This window comes from Nocardia sp. NPDC088792, assembly GCF_044750615.1.
Taxonomy (GTDB): Bacteria; Actinomycetota; Actinomycetes; order Mycobacteriales; family Mycobacteriaceae; genus Nocardia.
In genome coordinates, this window is the sequence record NZ_JBIVKC010000007.1 from 415,536 (window position 1) to 435,405 (window position 19,870).

General features: G+C 67.0%; 22 protein-coding genes. 12 read left to right on the forward strand and 10 right to left on the reverse strand.

All coding sequences use genetic code 11. The annotated features are described in order from the left end of the window. Positions 1-217: 217 nt before the first annotated feature. Both ACIP5Y_RS41850 and ACIP5Y_RS41855 read left to right on the forward strand, forming a co-directional pair. Positions 218-475: a zf-HC2 domain-containing protein gene (locus ACIP5Y_RS41850; RefSeq protein ID WP_400358724.1), complete on the forward strand. Its 258-nt coding sequence runs from the start codon at positions 218-220 to the stop codon at positions 473-475. Beyond that, entirely contained in the window at positions 423-614 is a 192-nt protein-coding gene (locus tag ACIP5Y_RS41855; protein ID WP_400359025.1) for a hypothetical protein, read from the forward strand. Before ACIP5Y_RS41850 ends, ACIP5Y_RS41855 begins: the two co-directional genes overlap by 53 nt. Positions 615-657: 43 nt before the next feature. Here the strand turns inward: ACIP5Y_RS41855 and ACIP5Y_RS41860 are convergent, their stop codons facing one another. Together ACIP5Y_RS41860 and ACIP5Y_RS41865 are read right to left on the reverse strand one after the other, a co-directional pair. After that, the gene (locus tag ACIP5Y_RS41860) at positions 658-873 is read right to left on the reverse strand and encodes a heavy-metal-associated domain-containing protein (RefSeq protein WP_400358726.1); all 216 of its coding nucleotides are present in this window, start codon (positions 871-873) and stop codon (positions 658-660) included. Between the two features lie 77 nt (positions 874-950). Beyond that, a complete protein-coding gene (locus tag ACIP5Y_RS41865) occupies positions 951-2,000 on the reverse strand; it encodes an AraC family transcriptional regulator ligand-binding domain-containing protein (protein ID WP_400358728.1) in 1,050 nt (349 codons plus the stop codon). 98 nt (positions 2,001-2,098) lie between these two features. Here ACIP5Y_RS41865 and ACIP5Y_RS41870 point away from each other — a divergent pair, with 98 nt between their 5' ends. After that, a complete protein-coding gene (locus tag ACIP5Y_RS41870) occupies positions 2,099-3,310 on the forward strand; it encodes an oxygenase MpaB family protein (RefSeq protein WP_400358729.1) in 1,212 nt (403 codons plus the stop codon). A 63-nt stretch (positions 3,311-3,373) separates the two neighbouring features. On the opposite strand, the gene ACIP5Y_RS41875 is transcribed toward ACIP5Y_RS41870, so the two are convergent. The 4 genes from ACIP5Y_RS41875 to ACIP5Y_RS41890 all read right to left on the reverse strand — a co-directional run bounded on the left by ACIP5Y_RS41875 (position 3,374) and on the right by ACIP5Y_RS41890 (position 7,723). After that, the gene (locus tag ACIP5Y_RS41875; RefSeq protein ID WP_400358731.1) at positions 3,374-4,999 is read right to left on the reverse strand and encodes a cytochrome bc complex cytochrome b subunit; all 1,626 of its coding nucleotides are present in this window, start codon (positions 4,997-4,999) and stop codon (positions 3,374-3,376) included. Then, positions 4,996-6,144, reverse strand: a complete 1,149-nt coding sequence (locus tag ACIP5Y_RS41880) for a ubiquinol-cytochrome c reductase iron-sulfur subunit (RefSeq protein WP_400359010.1) — start codon at positions 6,142-6,144, stop codon at positions 4,996-4,998. Before ACIP5Y_RS41880 ends, ACIP5Y_RS41875 begins: the two co-directional genes overlap by 4 nt. Before the next feature lie 20 nt (positions 6,145-6,164). Beyond that, positions 6,165-7,025, reverse strand: a complete 861-nt coding sequence (locus tag ACIP5Y_RS41885; RefSeq protein WP_397014063.1) for a c-type cytochrome — start codon at positions 7,023-7,025, stop codon at positions 6,165-6,167. A gap of 86 nt (positions 7,026-7,111) precedes the next feature. Beyond that, a complete protein-coding gene (locus tag ACIP5Y_RS41890) occupies positions 7,112-7,723 on the reverse strand; it encodes a heme-copper oxidase subunit III (RefSeq protein WP_397014061.1) in 612 nt (203 codons plus the stop codon). 157 nt (positions 7,724-7,880) lie between these two features. Between ACIP5Y_RS41890 and ACIP5Y_RS41895 the strand changes: the two genes are divergently transcribed. The 3 genes from ACIP5Y_RS41895 to ACIP5Y_RS41905 all read left to right on the forward strand — a co-directional run bounded on the left by ACIP5Y_RS41895 (position 7,881) and on the right by ACIP5Y_RS41905 (position 9,816). Next, entirely contained in the window at positions 7,881-8,297 is a 417-nt protein-coding gene (locus ACIP5Y_RS41895) for a hypothetical protein (RefSeq protein ID WP_400359012.1), read from the forward strand. A gap of 24 nt (positions 8,298-8,321) precedes the next feature. Further along, positions 8,322-9,377, forward strand: coding sequence for an anthranilate phosphoribosyltransferase (gene trpD, locus ACIP5Y_RS41900; RefSeq protein ID WP_400358734.1), 1,056 nt, complete (start codon positions 8,322-8,324; stop codon positions 9,375-9,377). An 82-nt stretch (positions 9,378-9,459) separates the two neighbouring features. Then, positions 9,460-9,816 (forward strand): hypothetical protein, encoded by a 357-nt coding sequence (locus tag ACIP5Y_RS41905; protein ID WP_400358736.1) that lies wholly within the window; start codon positions 9,460-9,462, stop codon positions 9,814-9,816. A gap of 17 nt (positions 9,817-9,833) precedes the next feature. Here the strand turns inward: ACIP5Y_RS41905 and ACIP5Y_RS41910 are convergent, their stop codons facing one another. Beyond that, entirely contained in the window at positions 9,834-10,109 is a 276-nt protein-coding gene (locus ACIP5Y_RS41910; RefSeq protein ID WP_397014055.1) for an Lrp/AsnC family transcriptional regulator, read from the reverse strand. Positions 10,110-10,281: 172 nt separating this feature from the next. Further along, entirely contained in the window at positions 10,282-11,181 is a 900-nt protein-coding gene (locus ACIP5Y_RS41915) for a LysR family transcriptional regulator (protein WP_400358738.1), read from the reverse strand. A 123-nt stretch (positions 11,182-11,304) separates the two neighbouring features. Here ACIP5Y_RS41915 and ACIP5Y_RS41920 point away from each other — a divergent pair, with 123 nt between their 5' ends. From ACIP5Y_RS41920 to ACIP5Y_RS41935, 4 genes are read left to right on the forward strand one after another with little or no spacing between them, the layout of a single operon-like run. After that, on the forward strand, positions 11,305-13,023 hold the full coding sequence (locus ACIP5Y_RS41920) for an acetolactate synthase catalytic subunit (protein WP_400358739.1): 1,719 nt from the start codon (positions 11,305-11,307) through the stop codon (positions 13,021-13,023). A gap of 19 nt (positions 13,024-13,042) precedes the next feature. Next, a complete protein-coding gene (gene hemA, locus ACIP5Y_RS41925; RefSeq protein WP_400358742.1) occupies positions 13,043-14,305 on the forward strand; it encodes a 5-aminolevulinate synthase in 1,263 nt (420 codons plus the stop codon). Then, a complete protein-coding gene (locus ACIP5Y_RS41930) occupies positions 14,302-15,537 on the forward strand; it encodes an MFS transporter (RefSeq protein WP_400358744.1) in 1,236 nt (411 codons plus the stop codon). The genes hemA and ACIP5Y_RS41930 overlap by 4 nt, the downstream gene beginning before the upstream one ends. After that, complete coding sequence (locus tag ACIP5Y_RS41935; protein WP_400358746.1) at positions 15,534-16,814, forward strand: aspartate aminotransferase family protein; 1,281 nt, start codon at positions 15,534-15,536, stop codon at positions 16,812-16,814. Before ACIP5Y_RS41930 ends, ACIP5Y_RS41935 begins: the two co-directional genes overlap by 4 nt. Before the next feature lie 37 nt (positions 16,815-16,851). On the opposite strand, the gene ACIP5Y_RS41940 is transcribed toward ACIP5Y_RS41935, so the two are convergent. Further along, entirely contained in the window at positions 16,852-17,775 is a 924-nt protein-coding gene (locus tag ACIP5Y_RS41940; RefSeq protein WP_400358748.1) for an NADP-dependent oxidoreductase, read from the reverse strand. Between the two features lie 141 nt (positions 17,776-17,916). Between ACIP5Y_RS41940 and ACIP5Y_RS41945 the strand changes: the two genes are divergently transcribed. Further along, positions 17,917-18,483: a TetR/AcrR family transcriptional regulator gene (locus tag ACIP5Y_RS41945; protein WP_400358750.1), complete on the forward strand. Its 567-nt coding sequence runs from the start codon at positions 17,917-17,919 to the stop codon at positions 18,481-18,483. A gap of 7 nt (positions 18,484-18,490) precedes the next feature. Here the strand turns inward: ACIP5Y_RS41945 and ACIP5Y_RS41950 are convergent, their stop codons facing one another. After that, a complete protein-coding gene (locus ACIP5Y_RS41950; protein ID WP_400358752.1) occupies positions 18,491-18,928 on the reverse strand; it encodes a MarR family winged helix-turn-helix transcriptional regulator in 438 nt (145 codons plus the stop codon). A gap of 89 nt (positions 18,929-19,017) precedes the next feature. Here ACIP5Y_RS41950 and ACIP5Y_RS41955 point away from each other — a divergent pair, with 89 nt between their 5' ends. Continuing rightward, positions 19,018-19,866, forward strand: coding sequence for an NAD(P)H-binding protein (locus ACIP5Y_RS41955; protein ID WP_400358754.1), 849 nt, complete (start codon positions 19,018-19,020; stop codon positions 19,864-19,866). The last annotated feature ends 4 nt before the right edge of the window (positions 19,867-19,870 follow it).

Here is a 19,870-nt window from a genome sequence, read left to right on the forward strand (position 1 = left end):
CATTCCCATACGAGTAAGGTGACCCTAAGTACCGAGCTGCCGATCCCCGCCGAAGCGGCCTCCACACTCGCCCGCACACCCGAGATGTTCGAATACGTAGTGCGGCCGTACCTCTCGACCCCCGGCATCGCCATCGCCGCTGGCGGGAGTTGGCGCGTGTGCCGGCGGGTACGGACCGGCTGGAACTTCGGGGCCCGATCGCGCGACCATAGGGGTTATGAGGTGCGAAACGGTTCGCGAGGCGCTGTCCGCGCGCATCGACGGGGAGCAGGAACCGATTCCCGGGGAGGCGGTGGATCGGCATGTGGAGAGTTGTCCCACCTGCCGGTCCTGGTTGCGTAGTGCGGAAGACCTGCGGCGCACCATGATTCTGCAGCCTGCGCCCGAGATACCCGATCTCGCCGGGGCGATCATGGAGCCCCGTGCTGCTCGGTGTGGCGCTGCTGTATCTGGTGTATCGCCGGCATCGCGATGACGATCGGCCGCAGCGCGCCGCCGCCCTGCCCTGGACCGAATCCGGGCGACCGATGTTCGAGGAGCATCCGGATATGCCCGGGTCCCAGCGTGATTCGGGGCGGAAGCAGCGGCCCGCGAGCCGGCATCGGGCGGCTTGACGGCGACGCCGGGCCGTCGCAGGGACGACCCGGCGCGGCTACGTCAGACGACGCTGAAGTTTCCGCTCGAGTCCAGCGCCTGCTGTACCTCACCGGCGTCCAGCTGGTGGTCGGCGTCGACGACGACCGTCGACACTCCCTTGATGTTCAGATCCACCGATACCGAGTGGACGTCGGGAATGTGCGAGATGGCCTTCTCGACCGTGTCGACGCAGCCCTGACAGTGCAAACCATCTACCGAAAACGTGGCCTTGGACATGGTCCGTCCCTTCTTCCGTGGGTTTCGCGCACCCGATCCTACTTCGGTCGATATCAGGTCGCTATTGCCACCCGGCGCTACCGCCGACCGGGTGGATGCCCGTGCCAGCGCCGGTAGGCGTGGCTGAATGCGGCGGTATCGCAGTAGCCGAGCCGCCGGCCGACCGCTTCGATGGTCAGGCCCTGGCCGAGGAGTTCTTCGGCGAGGAGTTGGCGGACCTGGTCGAGTACTGCCCGGAAGGTGAGGTGCTCGTCGGCGAGCCGCCGGTGCAGGGTGCGTTCGGAGAAACCCAGTTCGCGGGCGACCACGGTGAGGGAGGGCATGGCGGCGGGATCTCGCAACAGCAGATGCCGGACCTGGGCCGCGACGCCGGTGAAGCGGCAGTGCTCGTCGAGTAGTTCCTCGCACTGCTGGATGCAGAGCGCCGCGGTATGCGGGTCCGGCGCCGGGGTCGGCTGGTCGAGGAAGGTGCGCGGAATGGTGAAAGCATTGCGGGGAGCATCGAATTCGATGGTGAGCGAAATGCCGAACGGCTCCACCAGCGCTCGCCCGACCAGGAGGTATTCGGGCAGTTCGGCGGCGGCGAGTTCGAGCCGGACCGGACGGTCGAGGGTCTCGATCAGCGCCCGGATGCCCGGCGACAACAGCATCGAGGCCATCCGGAATCCTGCCGTCAGATCGCGGATCAGCAGGAACGGCCGCACGTCGGCGGGCACGTCACCGTCGCCGACCACGATCAGCATCCCGGCGACCGTCTCGGTATATGTGACCTCGAAGAAGTCGGAGGTGAGTTCGGTGAACCGCTGCAGTAGCCGGATCGCCTCCCGCACGGTGGCGCTGGACAGCATGGCGTATCCGAGGATGCCGGCGCTGGTCAGCGAGTACCGCATCCCGGTCTCCAGGCCGAGCACCCGCGCATCCTCGCCGCAGGCCAGCAGATTCCGGATGACCCGTAATTCCTGCTCGGGCAGCACGACGGCCCGCAGTTGATCGAGATCCGCTGCACGCAAGCCGGTTCCGGCCAGGCAGTCCCCGGCCGACAGCCCATGCGCCTGCCCGGTGTCGACCAGTAGCCGGGTCGACACCGCCGGTCTCGCGACCTGCCAGCGAGTCGGGCGCACCCCCATATGGCGGAAGCTAACAAAAGCCGGTCGGATTGTCACCTACCTGGGCGAATTCACAATTCCTACTGTCGAATTCAGGACTTCGACCAGAGGGGAAGCTCATGACCACGGTGACCGTGCCCGCGATTCCGTTCGACGCCGCACGCGTGGAGCGCATCCAGAAGGCTCGGCGGTACGCGCCGGACCATGCCGTGGATCGCGTGGTGCGGGGCATGTTCCGGACGGATACCGTCATCGACCGGGTCGTGGCAGATTTCGCAGCCCTCGACCGCGGAACCGGTTGGCAGCTACTGGGTACGGCATTGCGGACGCAGGATCCCGCCCCGCCCGGCGCCCCGGAGTCACTGACGGAACTCCTTACGCCCCTGCTGAATCCGCCGGACTGGCTGGATCCCGCCCGAATCCGGCGCGGCGCGGAACTCTGGTGGCGCTTCGCGCCCGCGGTCATCGTCGGCCTGGGCGGCACCTTGCTGACCGCCTACGCCTTCGGCGATCTCAACAAGCCGCAGGCCATGAACTCCCGCTCGGAGACCATGGCAGCCCGCCGCTACGAGGAGACCTCGCGCTGGGTGCTGGCCGCCACCGACCCGGGCACCCTGATCCCCGGCGGCACGGGTTTCGACGCGACCATCCGAATCCGCTTCGTGCACGCCATGGTTCGCCGTCACCTGCGTACCTGCGGCCGCTGGGACACCCGAGCCTGGGGCGAACCCATTCACACGACCGGTATGGCGGTCACCGCGCAGGCCTTCCTGCTCACGCCGCTGACCATGTACGAGCTGCTGGACATGCCGATAACCGCGGACGAGGCGGAGTCCATGCGCCAACTGTGGTATTGGATCGCCTTTCTCATGGGCATCCCCGACGAACTGCTCCCCCATTCGATCGAGGACGCCGCCGACCTCAACCGCGCCGCGACCATCATCTTCGCCCCGCCCGACGAGGACACCGCGGTCCTGACCACCGCCCTGCTGAAGGGCGGGCTGCGCGCCGAACGTGTACTGCCGCAACCACTGCACCCGTACCTGGCGCCGGTCCTGCGTCCCGTGATCTCCAGTCTGGTCTGGGGCACGACGGGCCGGATCGTGGCCACCATCGTCGATCCCGAGGCCGAACTCCCGCGCAATCACCCGGTGATCCGCGTCCTGCGGCAGCACGCGAAACTACGAGAGCTCTTGCGCCGCAACGGCCGTCTCGGCGCCGACGCACACATCGCCGTGACCCAGCGCCGTGTCCTCTCCGGCGCGCTCGACCTCATGAAGGCCGCTCCCGCCCCGGTCGATCCGCGCACGGCGGTCACTCCCCGCCCCTGACTCCCGGGAAAACGGGGAAGGCCCCGAGTCGAATTCGACTCGGGGCCTTCCCTTTCGAGCTGATCAGTGCTCGGTGTGCTTGTCGCCGATGGCGGCGTCCTGGTGGCTTTCCAGGGCGCGGAGCATGTTGTGCTCCTCCTCGTGGGCGAGGGCCACGTTCGCTTCCTGCTCCGACGCGGGGTCGGGGAACATGAAGGAACCGGTGCCGGGCTTGCCGGCGGAGCCCAGCTTGACCATCTTCTTGGGCACCGGGGCGCCCTGGTACTCCAGCGGGATCGGGTGGCCGTGCGAGTCGACCGGGCCGAGGGGCTGGTGCACCTCGATGTACTCACCGTGCGGCAGCCGCTTGATGACACCGGTCTCGATGCCGTGCTCGAGCACCGCGCGGTCGGAGCGCTGCAGGCCGATGCAGAACCGGTACGCCGCGAAGTAGGCGATCGGCGGGAGCAGCAGCAGGGCGATGCGGAAGAACCAGGTCGTCGCGTTCAGCGAGATGCTGAACTTGAGCGAGATGATGTCGTTCACGCAGGCCAGGGTCAGCACCAGGTAGAAGGCGATGGCCATGGCGCCGATCGCGGTCCGGACCGGCACGTCGCGCGGACGCTGCAGCAGGTTGTGGCGGGCGGTGTCGCCGGTGAGGCGCTTCTCGATCCACGGGTAGGCGATCAGCACGGTGAACACCAGGCCCATGATCAGCGCGACCCAGAACGGCGCCGGGATCGTGTAGCGGCCCAGGTACAGCTCCCACGGCGGCATGAGTCGAGCCATACCGTCGGTCCACATCATGTAGAAGTCCGGCTGCGAACCCGCGGAGACCTGGGACGGGTTGTAGGGACCCAGGTTCCAGATCGGGTTGATCTGCAGGACGCCACCCATGATGGCGACGATGCCGAGGGTGAAGGCGAAGAACGCACCCTGGTCGGCGGCGAACACCGGGATGATGCGGGCGCCGACGACGTTCTTCTCGGTGCGGCCCGGTCCGGGGAACTGCGTGTGCTTCTGGTACCAGACCAGCGCGACGTGCGCGCCGATCAAGGCCAGGATGATGCCCGGCAAGAGCAGCACGTGCGCGATGTACAGGCGCGGGATGATGATCTCGCCGGGGAAGTCGCCGCCGAAGATCAGCCAGTGCATCCAGGTGCCGATGACCGGGATACCGATGGTGATGCCCGAGAAGGCCGCGCGCAGACCGGTACCCGAGAGCAGGTCGTCCGGGAGCGAGTAGCCGAAGAAGCCCTCGAACATGGCCAGGATCAGCAGCAGCGAGCCGATCACCCAGTTCGCCTCACGCGGCTTGCGGAAAGCGCCGGTGAAGAAGATGCGGAACAGGTGGATGATGATCGACGACGCGAACAGCAGGGCCGCCCAGTGGTGGACCTGACGCACGAACAGACCGCCGCGCACCTCGAAGGAGATGTTCAGCGCGGTCTCGTAGGCCCGCGACATGGTGACACCGCGCAGCGGCTGGTAGGCGCCGTTGTAGACGGTCTCCGACATGGAGGGGTCGAAGTACAGCGTCAGGTAGATACCCGACAGCAGCAGGATGATGAACGCGTACAGCGCGATCTCACCGAGCAGGAACGACCAGTGGGTCGGGAAGACCTTGTTGATCGATCGCTTGAGGAACGCAGCACCGCGGTAGCGCTCGTCCAGTTCGTTGGCCTGCACGGCCGCTTTGCTAGGACTCATGAACGACGCTCCCAGTAAGCCGGGCCGAGGGGCTCGATGAAGTCGTGCTGGGCGACCATGTAGCCCTCGGCGTTGACGGTGATCGGCAGCTGCGGCAGCGCGCGAGCGGCGGGACCGAAGATCGGCTTACCCCATTCGGTCGCGAGGAACTGCGACTGGTGGCAGGGGCACAGGATCCGGTTGGTCTGCTGCTCGAAAAGCGAAGTGGGGCAGCCGAGGTGGGTGCAGATCTTCGAGTAGGCGAAGTAGTCGCCGTAGTTGAAGCTCTCCTGGCCCTTGCGCTTGATGGCCTTCTCCGCGTCGGCGGTGCGCAGGCGAATCAGCATGACCGCGTTACGGATTCCGCGCAGCGACTGCAGGGTCTCCTCTTCGTTCCCGCGCCATTCTTCCTTCCAGGGGAAGACGGTCTCCATCGCGCCGGCGTCCATGTCCTCCGGGCGCACCAGGACGATGTCCTCGGGGCGGCCGGTGTCACGGCGCAGGTAGATGGTCTGGCCCGGGTAGTCCGGGGTCCAGCCGGAGACCCACAGCGGGGACTTCATGCCCTTGGACCACGGGTTCTTGATCATGCCGCCGACGAAGACGAACAGTGCGCCCACGCCGAGCAGACCGGCGCCCAGGCCCGCGGTGCGGGTGATGAGCTTGCGGCGGCCCAGGGTGGAGGTGTCGAGCGCGTCGGACAGCTCGGCGACCAGGGTGCGGCGGTTGACCTCCGAGGACCGGCCGTCGTGGCGGTCCTGGATGGAGATCTCGGCAGGGACGAAGTGCTTGCGGATGAGCACGACCGCGATGCCGACGGCCAGTACGGCGATGCCGAGCGTCAGGCCGACCAGCGGGGTGTACAGCGAGTACGCGGCGTTGCCGGACTCGTGGCGGCCCTTGTAGGTCCAGGGCCAGAACAGGTACACGCCGATGAGCGCGGCGCCCATGACGGCGGAGATGGCGAACCACAGCGCCACGCGGCGCTCGGCGCGCTTCTCGGCCCGGGTGCCCGGGACCGGCCAGCGCGGTGCGCGGTAGGCGACGTCGACGCCGTCGAGTTCGGTACCGAGCTTGACCAGCTCGTCCCGCGACATGGCCTCGAGCTGCTCTTCGGTGGGCTCTGCGGGGCTCACCCCGGTGGGTTCGGTGGGGTTGTCCCCCATGCTGTTTCGCTCCTGTTCACTCATGACCGGGAACCGATCCACATGGCGGAACCGACCAGGACGACGATGCCGACGACCCAGATGGCCAGGCCTTCGGTAGCCGGACCGAGGCCGCCGAGGCCGTAGCCGCCCTCGGACTTGGTCTCCATGCGGTCCTTGATGTAGGCGAGGATGTCGCGCTTCTCTTCCGGCGTCAGCTGCCGGTCGGAGAACTTCGGCATGTTCTGCGGGCCGGTGAGCATCGCGGCGTAGATCTGCGCGTCCGTGGCTTCTTCCAGCGGGGGCGCGAACTTGCCGGAGGACAGCGCGCCGCCCTTACCGGTGAAGTTGTGGCAGGAGGCGCAGTTCATGCGGAACAGTTCGCCGCCGCGGCCGAGGTCGGTGCCCTGCTCGAGGGATTCCTGCGCGATCTCGCCGTTGGCGTCACGCGGCATGGTGGGGCCGCCACCGTTGGCCTGCACGAAGGCGCTCAGCGCGTCGGTCTGGTGCGCGTCGAACTTCGGGGGCTTGCGCTCGATCTGCGCCTCGTTGCGGGCGGCCGGCATGCGGCCGGAGGAGACCTGGAAGTAGACGGCGGCCTCGCCGACGCCGATCAGGCTGGGGCCGCGATCCTGGACGCCCTGCAGGTTGGCACCGTGGCAGGTGACGCAGGAGGTGTCGTAGATCTGCTTGCCCTCGCGGATCAGCGCGGACTGGTCCTCGTTAGCGGTCGCGACCTGAGCCGTCGGCGTCAGGGCCGACGCCGCGAAGCCGGCTCCGACGAGGCCCATCAGCAGCACCAGACCGCCGACAAGTTTCCGCCGCAGGCGGCGCTGCTTCCGGGTCTTGGTGGCCTCGCCGACCCCCTTGGGGTCTGGCACTGACGGGGGAGATGAACTCATCTGTGTCCCTTTGGAGTAGACGGAACCGACTTGTACAAGTTTGGGGGTGCCGGCGGCTGGGGCTGGTTGCCGCGCTGGCGGTCCGGCTAGCGGACGAAGTAGATGGTGGCGAAGAGCCCGATCCAGACGATGTCGACGAAGTGCCAGTAGTACGAGACGACGATCGCCGCCGTGGCCTGCGCCGGGGTGAACTTACTGATCTTGGTGCGGATCAGCAGGAAGATGAACGCGATCAGACCACCGATGACGTGCAGACCGTGGAAACCGGTGGTGATGAAGAACACCGAGCCGTACACGCTGCTGGAGATCGAGGTGCCCTCGGAGTACAGGCCGTGGTACTCGGTGGCCTGACCGGCGACGAAGAAGGCGCCCATGATGAACGTGAGCAGGTACCAGCGCCGCAGGCCGAAGACGTCACCGCGCTCCGCCGAGAAGACGCCCATCTGGCAGGTGAAGGAGGACGCGACCAGCACGCAGGTCACCGGCACGGCCAGCTTCATGTTCAGCTCGGTCGGCTCCGGCGGCCAGTTTCCGTGCGCCTGCGCGCGCGCAACGAAGTACATGGCGAACAGGCCGGCAAAGAACATCAGCTCGCTCGACAGCCAGATGATGGTACCGACGCTGACCATGTTGGGCCGGTTCAGCGAATGCACACGCTGGGTAATGGCCGATCCTGGGGTCCCTACTGCGGTCGTCACGCCGGTAAGTATGACTTGTCGTAGTACGACAGGAGTAGGCGGGTACGAAACTTTGTCGTACGTGTCGGAAAGCCCAGGGCGAGCGGCCGTCTCGCGGGGCTCTCGGCGTGTCTCGGCAGAGCCTAGATTGTGCAGGTAAGAGGAAGCTGAGGTGCAGATGGACGGGAAAAAGTGGTGGCAGCGGCTATTGGGACGGAACGGTCCGGCGGTGCTGGATCCGGAGCGTCCGGATCTGGTGGTGGTGGCGTCGAGTTTCGATGACGCCGAGGCATGTTCGGCGGCGCTGGGCAAGGCTTTGGACTGGACGGTTGATGAACCAGTAGTCCTCCGGCACCACCTCAGAGTTCCAGCGGGACAGGTGAATGCGGTGCAGATCATTGCCGCGCAGGATGGCTATAACACCGGCTCGGTCAATGATGCGGACCCGGCGAAGCTGGTTTTGCAGCGGGTTCAGGTGCTGGACGCACTGCACTGCTCCCAGGAGCGTTCCCGGATGGCCGGTCTCGCCCAGCGGCACGATGGCGACGTGCTGGGCTGGGATGCACTGCAACCGGCGTCGAGGGAAAACAAATAGGCCCGGCCCACTAGGCTTGCCCCCATGAGCGCGCGCAGCTGGCGGGACATTCTGGGCCTCCTCACCGATCGGAAGGATCTGTCGGAGGACGAGGCCGCGTGGGCCATGAACGAGATCTTCACCGATAACGCCACCACCGCGCAGATCGCGGCCTTCGGCGTGGCGCTGAAGATGAAGGGCCCCACCCCTGTCGAGCTGGGCGGACTGGCGCAGGGCATGCTCTCGCACGCGCGGCGGGTGCCGATCGACATGCCGGCGGTGGACATCGTGGGCACGGGCGGTGATCGTTCCGGCACCGTGAACATTTCCACCATGTCCTCGATCGTGGTGGCGGCCAGTGGAATTCCGGTGGTGAAGCACGGTAACCGGGCGGCGTCGTCGAAGAGCGGCGGGGCGGATGTGCTGGAGGCGCTGGGGGTGCGGATCGCGCTGGGCCCGGAGTCGGTGGCCGAGTGTGTGCGGGAGCTGGGTATCGGTTTCTGTTTCGCGCCGGTGTTCCATCCGTCGCTGCGGTATTCGAGTCAGGCGCGCGGTGAGATCGGCATTCCGACGGTCTTCAATATTCTCGGTCCGCTGACCAATCCGGCGCAGCCCTCGGCGGGGCTGATCGGTTGCGCGTTCGCGGAGCTGGTGCCGGTGATCGCGGGCGCGTTCGCGGATCGTGGCGCGTCGGCGCTGGTGGTGCGCGGTAATGACGGCCTGGACGAGATCACCACGGCGGATACCACCGATGTCTGGGTGGTGGCGGGCCGGCGCTTGGCCGAAACCACCATCGACCCAACGAAACTCGGTATTCCGCGGGTGTCGCCGGAGGCGTTGAAGGGCGGGGACGCCGCCATGAACGCGGTGATCGCCCGCAATATGCTGGCTGGTGAGCCGGGCCCGGTGCGCGATGCGGTGCTGTTGAATTCGGCGGCCGCGGTGGTGGCCTTCGAGCTCACCGCCGACGAGGTCGAGTCGGATCTGCACGGCAAGCTCGCGGTGGCGCTGGAACGCGTGTCGGCGGCAATCGATTCGGGGGCTGCCGGAGCGTTGCTGGAACGCTGGGCGGAGCTCACCAACAAGCTCGATTCGCACTGAGAAATCAAACGAACCGGCACGAACCACACCGGGGCGTGTTGTTTGCGGCCGCGGTGCCACCTGCGGCGTTAGAGTTTCCCCGATGCGAAAAGCACTGGTGCTCTCCGGCCGCCCGTGGTGGCGCGGCCTGCTCGTGACGAGCGGTTTGCTGCTCGGCATGGCGTTGCTGGGTGTCGGCCTGCCGCAGAGTGCGGCGCATACGACGACGGCGATGCGGGCCGAGGCGGCGTCCGGCACGGTATCGGTGGACGGTCGCGGTTACGGCGATCCGGCGGGGTGTGTCACGATCCGGAAGGTGCCGCGCCGGATCTCGGTGAGCAACAGTCTCGATCGATCGGTGCGGATCTACCTGTTCCCCGGTTGCAAGGGCGGCGTCACGCATGTGGTCGATGCGGGCCGCGACGGCAGGGGGCTGGGCGCCTCGATCCTGCCGCGCTGACCGATCGATCGATCCGGCTATTCGCCGATGGAGAATCCGGCTTCCACGTCGAACCGCGAGTACGACTTGAAGGCGATGTGCGTGGCGGTGCGAACCACGCCCGGCGACTTGTTGATCCGCCCGGTGACCACCTCGGCGATCTCCTCGTGGTCGCGCACCCGCACGATCGAGATCAGGTCGACGTCGCCCGCGCACGAGTACACCTCGGTCACGCCCTCGATATCGGCCAGCTCCTGCGCGGTCTCAGGAATCCGGTCGGCCTCGGCCCAGACCATCACGATCGCGGTAATCATGCGCCCAAGCCTAGGCGATCCTGCCCTTTCCCCACCCGTCCCCCGCCTTTCCCACCCCACCCCGTCGGCGCGCCGCGCCTTCGGTCGCAACCGGCGGTGCGGGAGGTGCGTTTCGTGTTGTTCGGCTCGGATGCTTACGACATCTTTACCGCGGCAATCTGATTGGGCGCTGTCAGACAATTTCGGTAGGTGTTGTGCCGCGTCGCCACCAGGCCAGGAACTGGGTGAGGGCGGGGGCGTCCGATCCGCGTAGCCAGGCGAGTTGGATGGCTATTTTCGGTGGGTTTTCGCGGAATGGGATGACGGCGATGTTTTCGTGTGCGATTCGGGTTGCGCGCCTTCGGTCCAGCACGCTGATTCCGACGCCACTGGAGACCGAGTCGAGGACTTGTTCGGCGTCGGATTCGACCGCGACCAGATTCGGGGCGCCGTCGCCCCAGATATGGCAGACGAGTTCGTCGTAGTATTCCGGGCCGGATTCGCGCGCCCAGAGGACTATCGGCTCGTCGATGATGTCGGTGAAGTCGACGGTGCTGCGTTCCGCGAGGGGGTGTTCCCGGGGAACGGTGACCGCGGCTTCCTCGCGTCCTATGAGCTGGGTCTGGATCTTCGGGTATTCGATGTTTCCGCGTATGAGTGCGATATCGATTGCGCCCGATTCGAGAAGTTCCAGATTCCAGGAGGTCCAACCGGTAATCGTCGACACGGCGACGTCCGGGAATTCCTGCCGAAATGCGCGCAGTCGCCGGGATATTGCGCTGTCCGAACCCGATCTGGTGAGAGCGACCTTCAGTTCGCCCGACCGGCCGGCGGCGCGGGCCCGGACCACACGCTCGAGTTCCGCGGCGGCCGTGAGCATCTGCTGCCCGCCTTCGTGCAGCGCGATACCGGCGGGTGTCAGGGCGAAGGTGCGCCCGTTGCGGGTCAGGAGTTCGACCCCGAGTTCCCGTTCGAGGGCTTTGATCTGCTGGGAGAGCGCCGGCTGGGTGATGTGCAGGGCGTCGGCGGCCCGCCCGAAGTGCTTGTGCTCGGCGACGGCCAGGAAATAACGCACACGACGTAGGTCGTCCACGCGCTCAGCCTAGCCGGATAAGCGATCCTTATCAACGGCAAGCAAATACGTATTGGACCTGTGGCTCTTCCGCGCCAGAGACTGAACCCATCGAACAGTCCGCTACCGCGAGAAGGTATTCCGATGCCTACCACAGTCGCCGCCGCTATTGCCGAAAGCCTCAGGGCCAGGGGAATTTCGGAGTTCTTCGGTCAAAGTCTGCCGTCCCGCCTGGTGCTGGCCGCCGAGGATCTGGGCCTGCGCCAGATCGTTTATCGCACCGAGAATGCGGGTGGCACCATGGCCGACGGTTTCGCCCGGATTGCGCGCCGGTGTTCGGTGGTGGTGGCCCAGAACGGTCCCGCGGCAACGCTATTGGTGCCGCCATTGACCGAGGCCGCGAAGGTTTCCATTCCGGTGGTGGCACTGGTGCAGGATGTGCCGCGCCCGTTCCGGAACAAGAATGCGTTCCAGGAAATAGACCATCGCAGCCTGTTTTCCGGATGCGCCAAATGGTTCGATCGCCTCGACGATCCGGATCGGTGGCACGACTACCTGGATGCGGCATTTCGGGCGGCGACCAGCGGCCGGCCGGGTCCCGCGGTGCTGATGCTGCCCAAGGATGTGCTGGAACTGACCGCGCCCGCGCCACCGCAGGGCCGACGTCCCGGTGCCGCCGCATTCCCGCTCGATCGGATCCGCCCGCCCGAGGCCGCCGTCCGCACCGCCGCGGAACTGCTGGCCGGTGCGCGCCGCCCGATCATCGTCGCGGGCGGCGGCGCCGTCTCCTCCGCTGCCGGGGCCGCGCTGGCCCGCCTGAGCGAGCTGGCGTCGATACCGGTCGCGACCACACCGATGGGAAAGGGGGTCGTCCTCGACACCGCCGAGCTGAGTATCGGGGTCGTCGGCAATTACATGGGTCCGCGCGGCGTCGCGCACGGCATGCGGGACTGGATCGCGGGGGCGGACACGGTGTTGCTCGCCGGGACGCGCACCAATGAGAACGGCACCGATGGCTGGAATCTGTTCGCACCCGACGCGACCTTCATCCACCTCGATATCGATCCCATCGAAATCGGGCGCAACTACTCCTCGCTGCGGCTGCCCGGGGACGTGCGGAGCGGGATAACGGATCTGACGGCCGCACTCACGGGGCTCGACCTGACCCGCCGCCACGTCGACCGCCTCGACACCGTCGCGCAGATCGCCCGCTCACGCGCCGAATTCGAGAGCGCCACAGCCACTGTCCGGGCCTCCACACAACAACCGCTGCGTCCGGAGCGGGTAGCCGACGAGATCAGCGCCTGCCTCCCCGGCGATGCGATCGTCGTCGCGGATGCCTCCTACTCCTCGATCTGGGCGGCCAACTACATCCGTGCGACCAGCGATCGTCAGCGTTTCCTGCTGCCGCGCGGGATGGCCGGGCTCGGCTGGGGACTGCCGCTGGCGCTGGGGGCGAAGGCGGCGCGGCCGTCGGCCCCGGTGATCTGCCTGGTCGGTGACGGCGGTTTCGCCCATTGCTGGGCCGAAATCGAAACCGCCGTCCGGGAGCGCCTCGCCGTTGTCGTCGTGGTGCTCAACAACTCGATTCTCGGATATCAGAAGCACGCCGAGATCGTTCAATTCGGCCGGCCGACGTCGGCGGTCGAACTCGGTTCCGTCGATCATGCGCAGATCGCGATCGCGTGCGGTGCACACGGTCGCACCGTCCACACCGATGTGGAACTGCGTGAAGCGCTGGCGAAGGCGATTGTCGAACCGATGACGACCGTCCTGGACGTCATCACCGACCCCGACGCCTATCCACCCATTACGGGCTGGGATACCGCCGGCGAGCTGACCTCTCATCTTGCCCACCATTAGCTCGACATCGGAGATTTCCATGGCTTTCGATTTCACGGCCTTTTTCGAGAAGAAGATCGACGATATCCGCGCTTCGGGCCAGTACCGGACATTCGTGGAGATCGAACGGCTCGCCGGCCGATTCCCCCAGGCGGTGCATCACCACAGCGCCGGTCTGCGCGAGATCACCGTGTGGTGCAGCAATGATCACCTCGGCATGGGGCAGTTTCCCGCGGTGGTCGACGCGATGCACCGCTCGGTCAATCGCTCGGGTGTCGCGGCAGGCGGATCACGCAATATCTCCGGCAACAATCACACCCACATCCTGCTGGAACGTGAAGTGGCACAACTACATCGGAAAGAAGCGGGCCTGACGTTCATTACCGGCTACGCGGTGAACGATGCCGTACTCGGGGTGCTCGGTAAGCAACTGCCCGGGGCCGTGTTCTTTTCCGATGAGCAGAACCATGCCTCGATGATCCTGGGCATGCGGGCCTCCCGCGCCGAGCGGCAGATCTTCCGCCACAACGATTTTGCCCATCTCGACGAACTCCTGTCCGCCACCGCGCCCGATCGCCCGAAGATCGTCGCGTTCGAGTCGATCTACTCGATGGACGGTGATATCGCGCCGATGCCCGAACTGTGCGCCGTAGCGAAGAAGCATGGCGCGCTGGTCTATGTCGACGAGGCGCATTCGGTGGGCATGTACGGCCCGGAGGGATCCGGGATGGCCGCCGAACTAGGTTGCGCGGACCAGGTGGATCTGCTGATGGGCACCTTCGCCAAGGGCTACGGCACGCTGGGCGGCTATCTGACCGGACCCGCGCCGATCCTCGACGCCGTGCGTAGTTTCGCGCCCGCGTTCATCTTCACCCTGGCCATGCCGCCGGCCCTCGCGGCGGCGGCGCTGGCGAGTGTGCGGCATCTGCGGGAGTCCGACAATGAGCGAATCCTGTTGCACCACCGTGCGGGACTGCTGCAGGGTCTGCTGGCCGACGCCGAGATTCCCATGGTGTCCACCGAGAGTCATATCGTCCCGGTGCTGGTGGGGGACGCGCACAAATGCAAGCAGCTGGCCGATATCCTGCTCGAGGAGCACCTGCAGTACGCGCAGCCGATCAACTTCCCGTCCGTCGCGCGGGGCACCGAGCGGCTCCGGATCAACCCGTCACCGGTCCACAGTCCCACGGCCGTACACAGATTCGCCGAGATCATCGATTCCGTGTGGTCCCGGCTGAGTCTGCCGCGGCGTCCGGCGGTCTCGCTCGCCGCGCAGGCGGATCTGGAGAAGGTCTCGGTATGAGTGCGATCGAGACGGAGCGCACTCCCTCGGGGACCCTGGCTCCGGCGGGTGCCGAGCCCACAGTGCCGTGGGCTCAGCACATTCTGCTCTACGCCGTGTTCTTCCTCATGGGCGCCGAAATGTATCTCGTCGCACCGATGTTGCCAGAAATCGCGCTTTCGCTCCATGCCTCGGCGACCACCACCGCCACCATCGTCACCGCGTATGTGCTCGTCTATGCCGTTGCCGGGCCGCCGTTCGGGATCATCGCCGACCGTTATCCACGACGGTGGTCGATCCTGGTGGGCTCCATCGTGTTCCTGCTCGGCAATATGGCGTGCGCGGCGGCGAGCACCCTGACCTTGCTGGTGGCGGCGCGCGGCCTCACCGGTCTCGGTGCGGCGATCGCGGCCCCCGCGATCTGGGCCTATCTGGCCGAGCGCACTCCGCAGCAGCAGCGCGGGCGGGTGATCTCGCTCGGCGCGAGTATCTATTCGCTGGGACAGGTGCTGGGCGTGCCGCTCGGTGCGGCGCTGGCGTCGCTGACCAGTTGGCGCTGGCCGTTTCTCGCGGTGGGCGTGCTGATGGTGGTGACCTCGGGGGTGTTGTACGCGCGCCTGGATCATCTTGCGGTGACCGGTACCTCGCGCGGCCTGCGTGCCTTGCTCGCGCCGTGGCGGCAACCGCGAATCAGCCTGGGGCTCATAGCGACACTGTTCCTGCAGGCGGGCCGGCTCGGCGCCTACACCTTCATCGGCGTGCTCTTCTCCCAGCGCTTCGGTTTCGGTCTCGGCACGCTCGGGCTGGTCGGACTGCTGGTGGGCGCCGGATCGCTGATCGGTTCGCTGAGCACCGGGGCCATCCTGGATCGCCTGAATCGGCGAAACATCAAGGGCGTCTGGGTTTCCGTCGTTTCCGCGACGGCGTTCGCACCCTGTGCCGCAGTAGCTCTGAGCACCCACAATATGGTCGTCGCGCTGACGGCCTTGGCATTGTGGTGTGTTTTCGGCGGCTCGTTCTATTCGAGCCAGCAGGCCTATCTGTCCTCTGCCGACCCGACCCAGCGCGCCTCGGTGGTCGCGTGGAACAACTCGATGATGAACGCGGGCATCGCCGTCGGCACCACCGTGCTCGGCGCGGCTGTCGTGGGCAGCGCCGCCTTCACGGGTCTGACCTTCACGCTGGGCATCGTGGCCGCCGTGGCGTCGGCGGCGCTGCTCGCACTCCTCCGAAAGGATTCTCAGCCGGCATGACCATCGTTCCGCCCGCCGTGGCCCACAGCCGAACCGCACTCCCCATTGCCGCGCGGGCCACCGGGCCCTACATCTATGACGACGACGGAAACGATTATCTGGACGGCTCCTCCGGCGTCCTCAATGTGAATGTCGGGCATTCGCACCCGGCGGTGCTGCGGGCTGTCGAAAAGCAGCTCAGGCAGTTGACTTTCGTGCATCGCAGCCAATTCCGTAACCAGCAGGCAGTGGAGTTGACGTCGCGGCTGCTCCGGATCGTGCCGGGCGCCGCCGCTGTCGAGTACACCAATTCCGGATCGGAGGCCAACGAGTGCGCGCTGCGGCTGGCTTTCGCCTGCCAGCACCGTCGCGGGGCTGCCCGGCGTACGGTCATCCTGTCCGAACAGCCGAGCTACCACGGTATGACCGCGGCGGCGCTGTCGATCACCGGCAGTCCCGGTAAGCGTGATCCCTCCGTCGAACCGTTGTTGGGGCCGACCGGTGAGCGAGTGCTGGTGCGCCCCAAGCCCGGCCGGCGCCGCGCCACCCATGAGGAATGGGCCACGGCACTGCTCGCGGCGGGCCCGTCGAAGGTGGCGGCGGTAGTCGTCGAACCCCTCGGCGGGGCGTCGTCGGGCGCGTCGCCGATCGATGCCGAGACGATGCAGTGGCTGCGGCGTGAGACCCGGAACCACGGCATCGTGCTGATCGCCGACGAGGTCATGTCCGGTTTCGGGCGCACCGGAAAGTGGTGGGCCGGTGACCATTCCAATATCGCCCCCGACATCCTGACCTCGGGCAAGGGACTGACGGGCGGCTATACCAGCCTCGCGGTCACCGTGGTCGCCGAATCGATCGCCGCGGCCATCGGCGAACCGCTGGGCCCGATCGCGCTGGGCCACACCATGTCCGCGAACCCCCTGGCCTGTGCCACCGCCAACGCGGTACTGGACGTCATCGAGGGCGAACAGCTGCTGGGCAACGCCGCCACAGCGGGTGAACGCCTCGCGGCCGCACTGACCACATTGTGCGAACGATTCCCGGACCTGCTGTCGGACCAGTCCGGTATCGGCCTGATGCGCGCCCTGCACATCGATCCGGGGCAGCCCGCCGACACCAACAAACGAATCCTGGCCGCCGCCAAGGTGAACGGCCTGGTCCTCTGCGCCTCCGGGATCGACCCGACCACTCAGTCGGTGCTGGTGGCGCCGCCGCTCAACAGCACCCCGGAAGTGATCGACGAACTCGCCGTCCGGCTCGCCAGGACGCTCACGGCGATCACCGAATCCCGGGCCTGACCGGCGACGACACCCTCACTGCCGCAACGTGACCGTCCTACAACGTGATCACGATCTTGCCGTGGACGTGGCGGCCTGCCTGTAATGCCACGGCGTCGCGGATCTGCTCGATCGGGAAGGTCGCCGCGATGGGGACGGTGATATCGCCGGTGCGGATTCCGGTGGTGAGGCGCTCCAGATCGGCCGGTGTGCCATCGGCTCCGCCTCGGGTGGCGCGGACGCCGCGGGGTGGGTTGGGGCCGACGGCGATCGTGGTGATGCGATCGGGTGGTACGCCGAGTGCGAGTGCGGCCTGGGCTGTTTCGGTGCCGAACAGGTCTGCCGCCGCGTGCACGCCGCCGATCGCCAGCGCTTTCACCCGGTCTTCGAGTCCCGGCCCGTAGGTCACGGGTTCGGCGCCCAGCTGCCGCAGGAAGCCGAAGGTGCCTTCCGAAGCGGTCCCGATGACGGTGGCCCCGGCAAGTCGCGCGAGCTGCACGGCGAACACGCCCACGCCGCCGGCGGCGCCGCCGATCAGGACGGTGTCACCGGACCGCAGCCCGATCGCCGCCAGGGCGGCCGCGGCAGTGCGGCCGGCTACCGGAAGGGTGCTCGCCACCTCGTCGCCGATGCCCTCCGGCGTATGCCAGAGCGTCTCGGCGGGCGTGTCGATCACCACGAAATCGGCTACGGCCCTTGCCATTGCGCCGCCGTAGACCCGGTCGCCCACGGCGAAGCCGGTGGCGCCGGTCCCGGCCTCGTCGACGACGCCGGCGAAGTCGTATCCGAAACCGGATGGCACGGTGAGGCCGAATCGTGCGGCGAACTCGGGCTGCGAGGAGAACACTCCGTCCATCGGATTCAGCCCCGCCGCCCGTACCCGAATGCGGACCTGTCCCGGCCCGGCGTGCGGTTCGGGTACCTCCCGTACTTCCAGCACTTCGGGACCTCCATAGGTCTCGTACACAACAGCTCGGCTCATGCGCGGACTCCCAACCAGAGTGGTGACGGAACTTGGTTCCATCAATAATCGTACCCAATGACGGAACCAAGTTCCATCAAATGAAGGAACCGAGTTCCATCACTGCATCGATGATGGAACCGAGTGCCCTAAACTGCGTCCATGCCCCGCTGGGAGCCCAATGCCCGAGAACGACTCATGCGCGCCGCGCTCACCCTCTTCGTCGAGCGCGGATACGAGAACACCACCGTCATCGACATCGTGGAGCGCGCCGGCCTGGGCAAGACCACCTTCTTCCGCTACTTCCGCGACAAACGCGAAGTTCTCTTCGGCGGCGACTCGAGGCCCGACCTACTGGCCACCGAAATAGCCTCGGCGCCTCCCTCGGCAACCCCGCTCGAAGCGATAGCCGCCGCCCTGACCGCGGCCGGCCGCGAGCGGTTCACTCCGGAACGCCGCGAAATCCTCGCCCTCCGGCAATCCGTCATCGACGCCAATCCCGAACTCCGGGAGCGCGAGGCGTTGAAGAACCTCACTCTCATCACGTCCATGACCGAGGCACTCGAAGCGCGCGGCGTCCCCGGGCTGACCTCCGCCGTGACCGCCCAGTTGGGCGGGCTCACAATCGAGATCGCCTTCAAGCGCTGGATCGCCGCCACCGATACCGAGGACTTCGCCGACCTCGTCGGGCGAACCCTCACGGAGGTGCAAGTCGCCGCCGTGCAGTAACACGACCTCAGCCGTCGGCAGACTCGCCGAGGAGGTCGGTGGCGGCTCGGTGGATCTTTTCGAGGGCGGTCATGAGATGGCGCCGTTCGGTGGGGGTCAGGTCGGCGGTGACGTTGTCCGACAGGGCTTTTCGATCCGCTTCGATGGGTTCGCGGAGTTCGCGGCCGCGGTCGGTGAGCCAGAGGCGGACGAGGCGGTTGTCGTGGTCGTCGCGTTTGCGGACGAGGAGGCCGGCGGTGGTCATGCGGGTGGCCATCTTGACGACGGTGGGGGTGGTCACCGAGAGGACAGCGGCCATCTCGCCGGGGGTGCGGCCGTCTCGTTCCCACAGCACGGCCAGCACATGATTCTGGCCCAGATGCAGACCGTACTTGCGCATGTCGCGATCGGCCAAGGCGCGCAAGGCTTTCGAGGTACTGCCGTGTAGGTCGAGGAAGTCGGGCATGGCGTCTCCAGCGTCGGCGGACAGGTCTTGACGGGCGATCGTTAGCCGTCTAGCGTTTTTCGATAGACGGCTAACGAACTGGAGTTGCCATGCTACTTCTCACCGGATCCACCGGGAACATCGGCCGGGAGCTCACCCGTGCCCTGATCGCTTCCGGGACCGAATTCCGTGTTCTGGTACGGGATCCCGCCCGCGCCACCGCACTGCCCGCCCATATCGAACGCCGGGTGGGTGACCTGGAGGATCCCGATGCGGTGGCGCGCGCTCTCGACGGTGTCACCGCATTGTTCCTGCTGGTCCCCGGCACCGGCGTGGATCACACCCGCCATGCGGTGAAGGCCGCGCAGGAGGCCGGGTTACGCCGCATCGTCCTGCTTTCCTCGGCTTACGCCGTCGGCGATCCCGTCCCGGCCATGGGCCGCTGGCACCACGCCCGCGAGGAGTTGCTCGCGGAAAGCGGTGTCCCCCATACGATCCTGCGCCCGGGCGCGCTCATGTCCAATGTGCTGGAGTGGGCCCCGGCCGTCCGCGCCGGACTCCCGCTGATGGACCCCACCGGTCCCGGCCGCGCGTTCCCTGTCGACCCGGCCGATATCGCCGCGGTGGCCGCCCAGGCCCTCACCACCACGAGCTCCGAGTCCGCCGGCTATACCCTCACCGGCGCCGAATCCTTCACCTTCGCCGGCCAGGTAGCGGCCCTGGGCCGAGAACTGGGCCGCGACATAGCAATCCGCACCGCCGCCACCCCCGAGGAAGCGATCAGCGCCCGCTTCCCCAATGGCGCCCCGCCCGCCTTGGCGGCGGCCATTCTGGAGTCCTTCATCGCCCTGCGCTCGGACACGGAGGGCCTCCACACCGATACTGTCGCAACGCTTCTCGGCCGCCCGCCCCGCACGTTCGCGGAGTGGTGCGATGCCCACCGGGCGGCCTTCGAGTGAACCG

Excerpts from the sequence above, each read along its gene's own strand:
- ACIP5Y_RS41850 (WP_400358724.1), top strand. The coding sequence starts at position 218 with ATGAGGTGCGAAACGGTTCGCGAGGCGCTGTCCGCGCGCATCGACGGG.
- ACIP5Y_RS41860 (WP_400358726.1), bottom strand. The coding sequence starts at position 873 with ATGTCCAAGGCCACGTTTTCGGTAGATGGTTTGCACTGTCAGGGCTGC.
- ACIP5Y_RS41865 (WP_400358728.1), bottom strand. The coding sequence starts at position 2,000 with ATGGGGGTGCGCCCGACTCGCTGGCAGGTCGCGAGACCGGCGGTGTCG.
- ACIP5Y_RS41870 (WP_400358729.1), top strand. The coding sequence starts at position 2,099 with ATGACCACGGTGACCGTGCCCGCGATTCCGTTCGACGCCGCACGCGTG.
- ACIP5Y_RS41875 (WP_400358731.1), bottom strand. The coding sequence starts at position 4,999 with ATGAGTCCTAGCAAAGCGGCCGTGCAGGCCAACGAACTGGACGAGCGC.
- ACIP5Y_RS41880 (WP_400359010.1), bottom strand. The coding sequence starts at position 6,144 with ATGGGGGACAACCCCACCGAACCCACCGGGGTGAGCCCCGCAGAGCCC.
- ACIP5Y_RS41885 (WP_397014063.1), bottom strand. The coding sequence starts at position 7,025 with ATGAGTTCATCTCCCCCGTCAGTGCCAGACCCCAAGGGGGTCGGCGAG.
- ACIP5Y_RS41895 (WP_400359012.1), top strand. The coding sequence starts at position 7,881 with ATGGACGGGAAAAAGTGGTGGCAGCGGCTATTGGGACGGAACGGTCCG.
- trpD (WP_400358734.1), top strand. The coding sequence starts at position 8,322 with ATGAGCGCGCGCAGCTGGCGGGACATTCTGGGCCTCCTCACCGATCGG.
- ACIP5Y_RS41905 (WP_400358736.1), top strand. The coding sequence starts at position 9,460 with ATGCGAAAAGCACTGGTGCTCTCCGGCCGCCCGTGGTGGCGCGGCCTG.
- ACIP5Y_RS41910 (WP_397014055.1), bottom strand. The coding sequence starts at position 10,109 with ATGATTACCGCGATCGTGATGGTCTGGGCCGAGGCCGACCGGATTCCT.
- ACIP5Y_RS41920 (WP_400358739.1), top strand. The coding sequence starts at position 11,305 with ATGCCTACCACAGTCGCCGCCGCTATTGCCGAAAGCCTCAGGGCCAGG.
- hemA (WP_400358742.1), top strand. The coding sequence starts at position 13,043 with ATGGCTTTCGATTTCACGGCCTTTTTCGAGAAGAAGATCGACGATATC.
- ACIP5Y_RS41930 (WP_400358744.1), top strand. The coding sequence starts at position 14,302 with ATGAGTGCGATCGAGACGGAGCGCACTCCCTCGGGGACCCTGGCTCCG.
- ACIP5Y_RS41935 (WP_400358746.1), top strand. The coding sequence starts at position 15,534 with ATGACCATCGTTCCGCCCGCCGTGGCCCACAGCCGAACCGCACTCCCC.
- ACIP5Y_RS41940 (WP_400358748.1), bottom strand. The coding sequence starts at position 17,775 with ATGAGCCGAGCTGTTGTGTACGAGACCTATGGAGGTCCCGAAGTGCTG.
- ACIP5Y_RS41945 (WP_400358750.1), top strand. The coding sequence starts at position 17,917 with ATGCCCCGCTGGGAGCCCAATGCCCGAGAACGACTCATGCGCGCCGCG.
- ACIP5Y_RS41950 (WP_400358752.1), bottom strand. The coding sequence starts at position 18,928 with ATGCCCGACTTCCTCGACCTACACGGCAGTACCTCGAAAGCCTTGCGC.
- ACIP5Y_RS41955 (WP_400358754.1), top strand. The coding sequence starts at position 19,018 with ATGCTACTTCTCACCGGATCCACCGGGAACATCGGCCGGGAGCTCACC.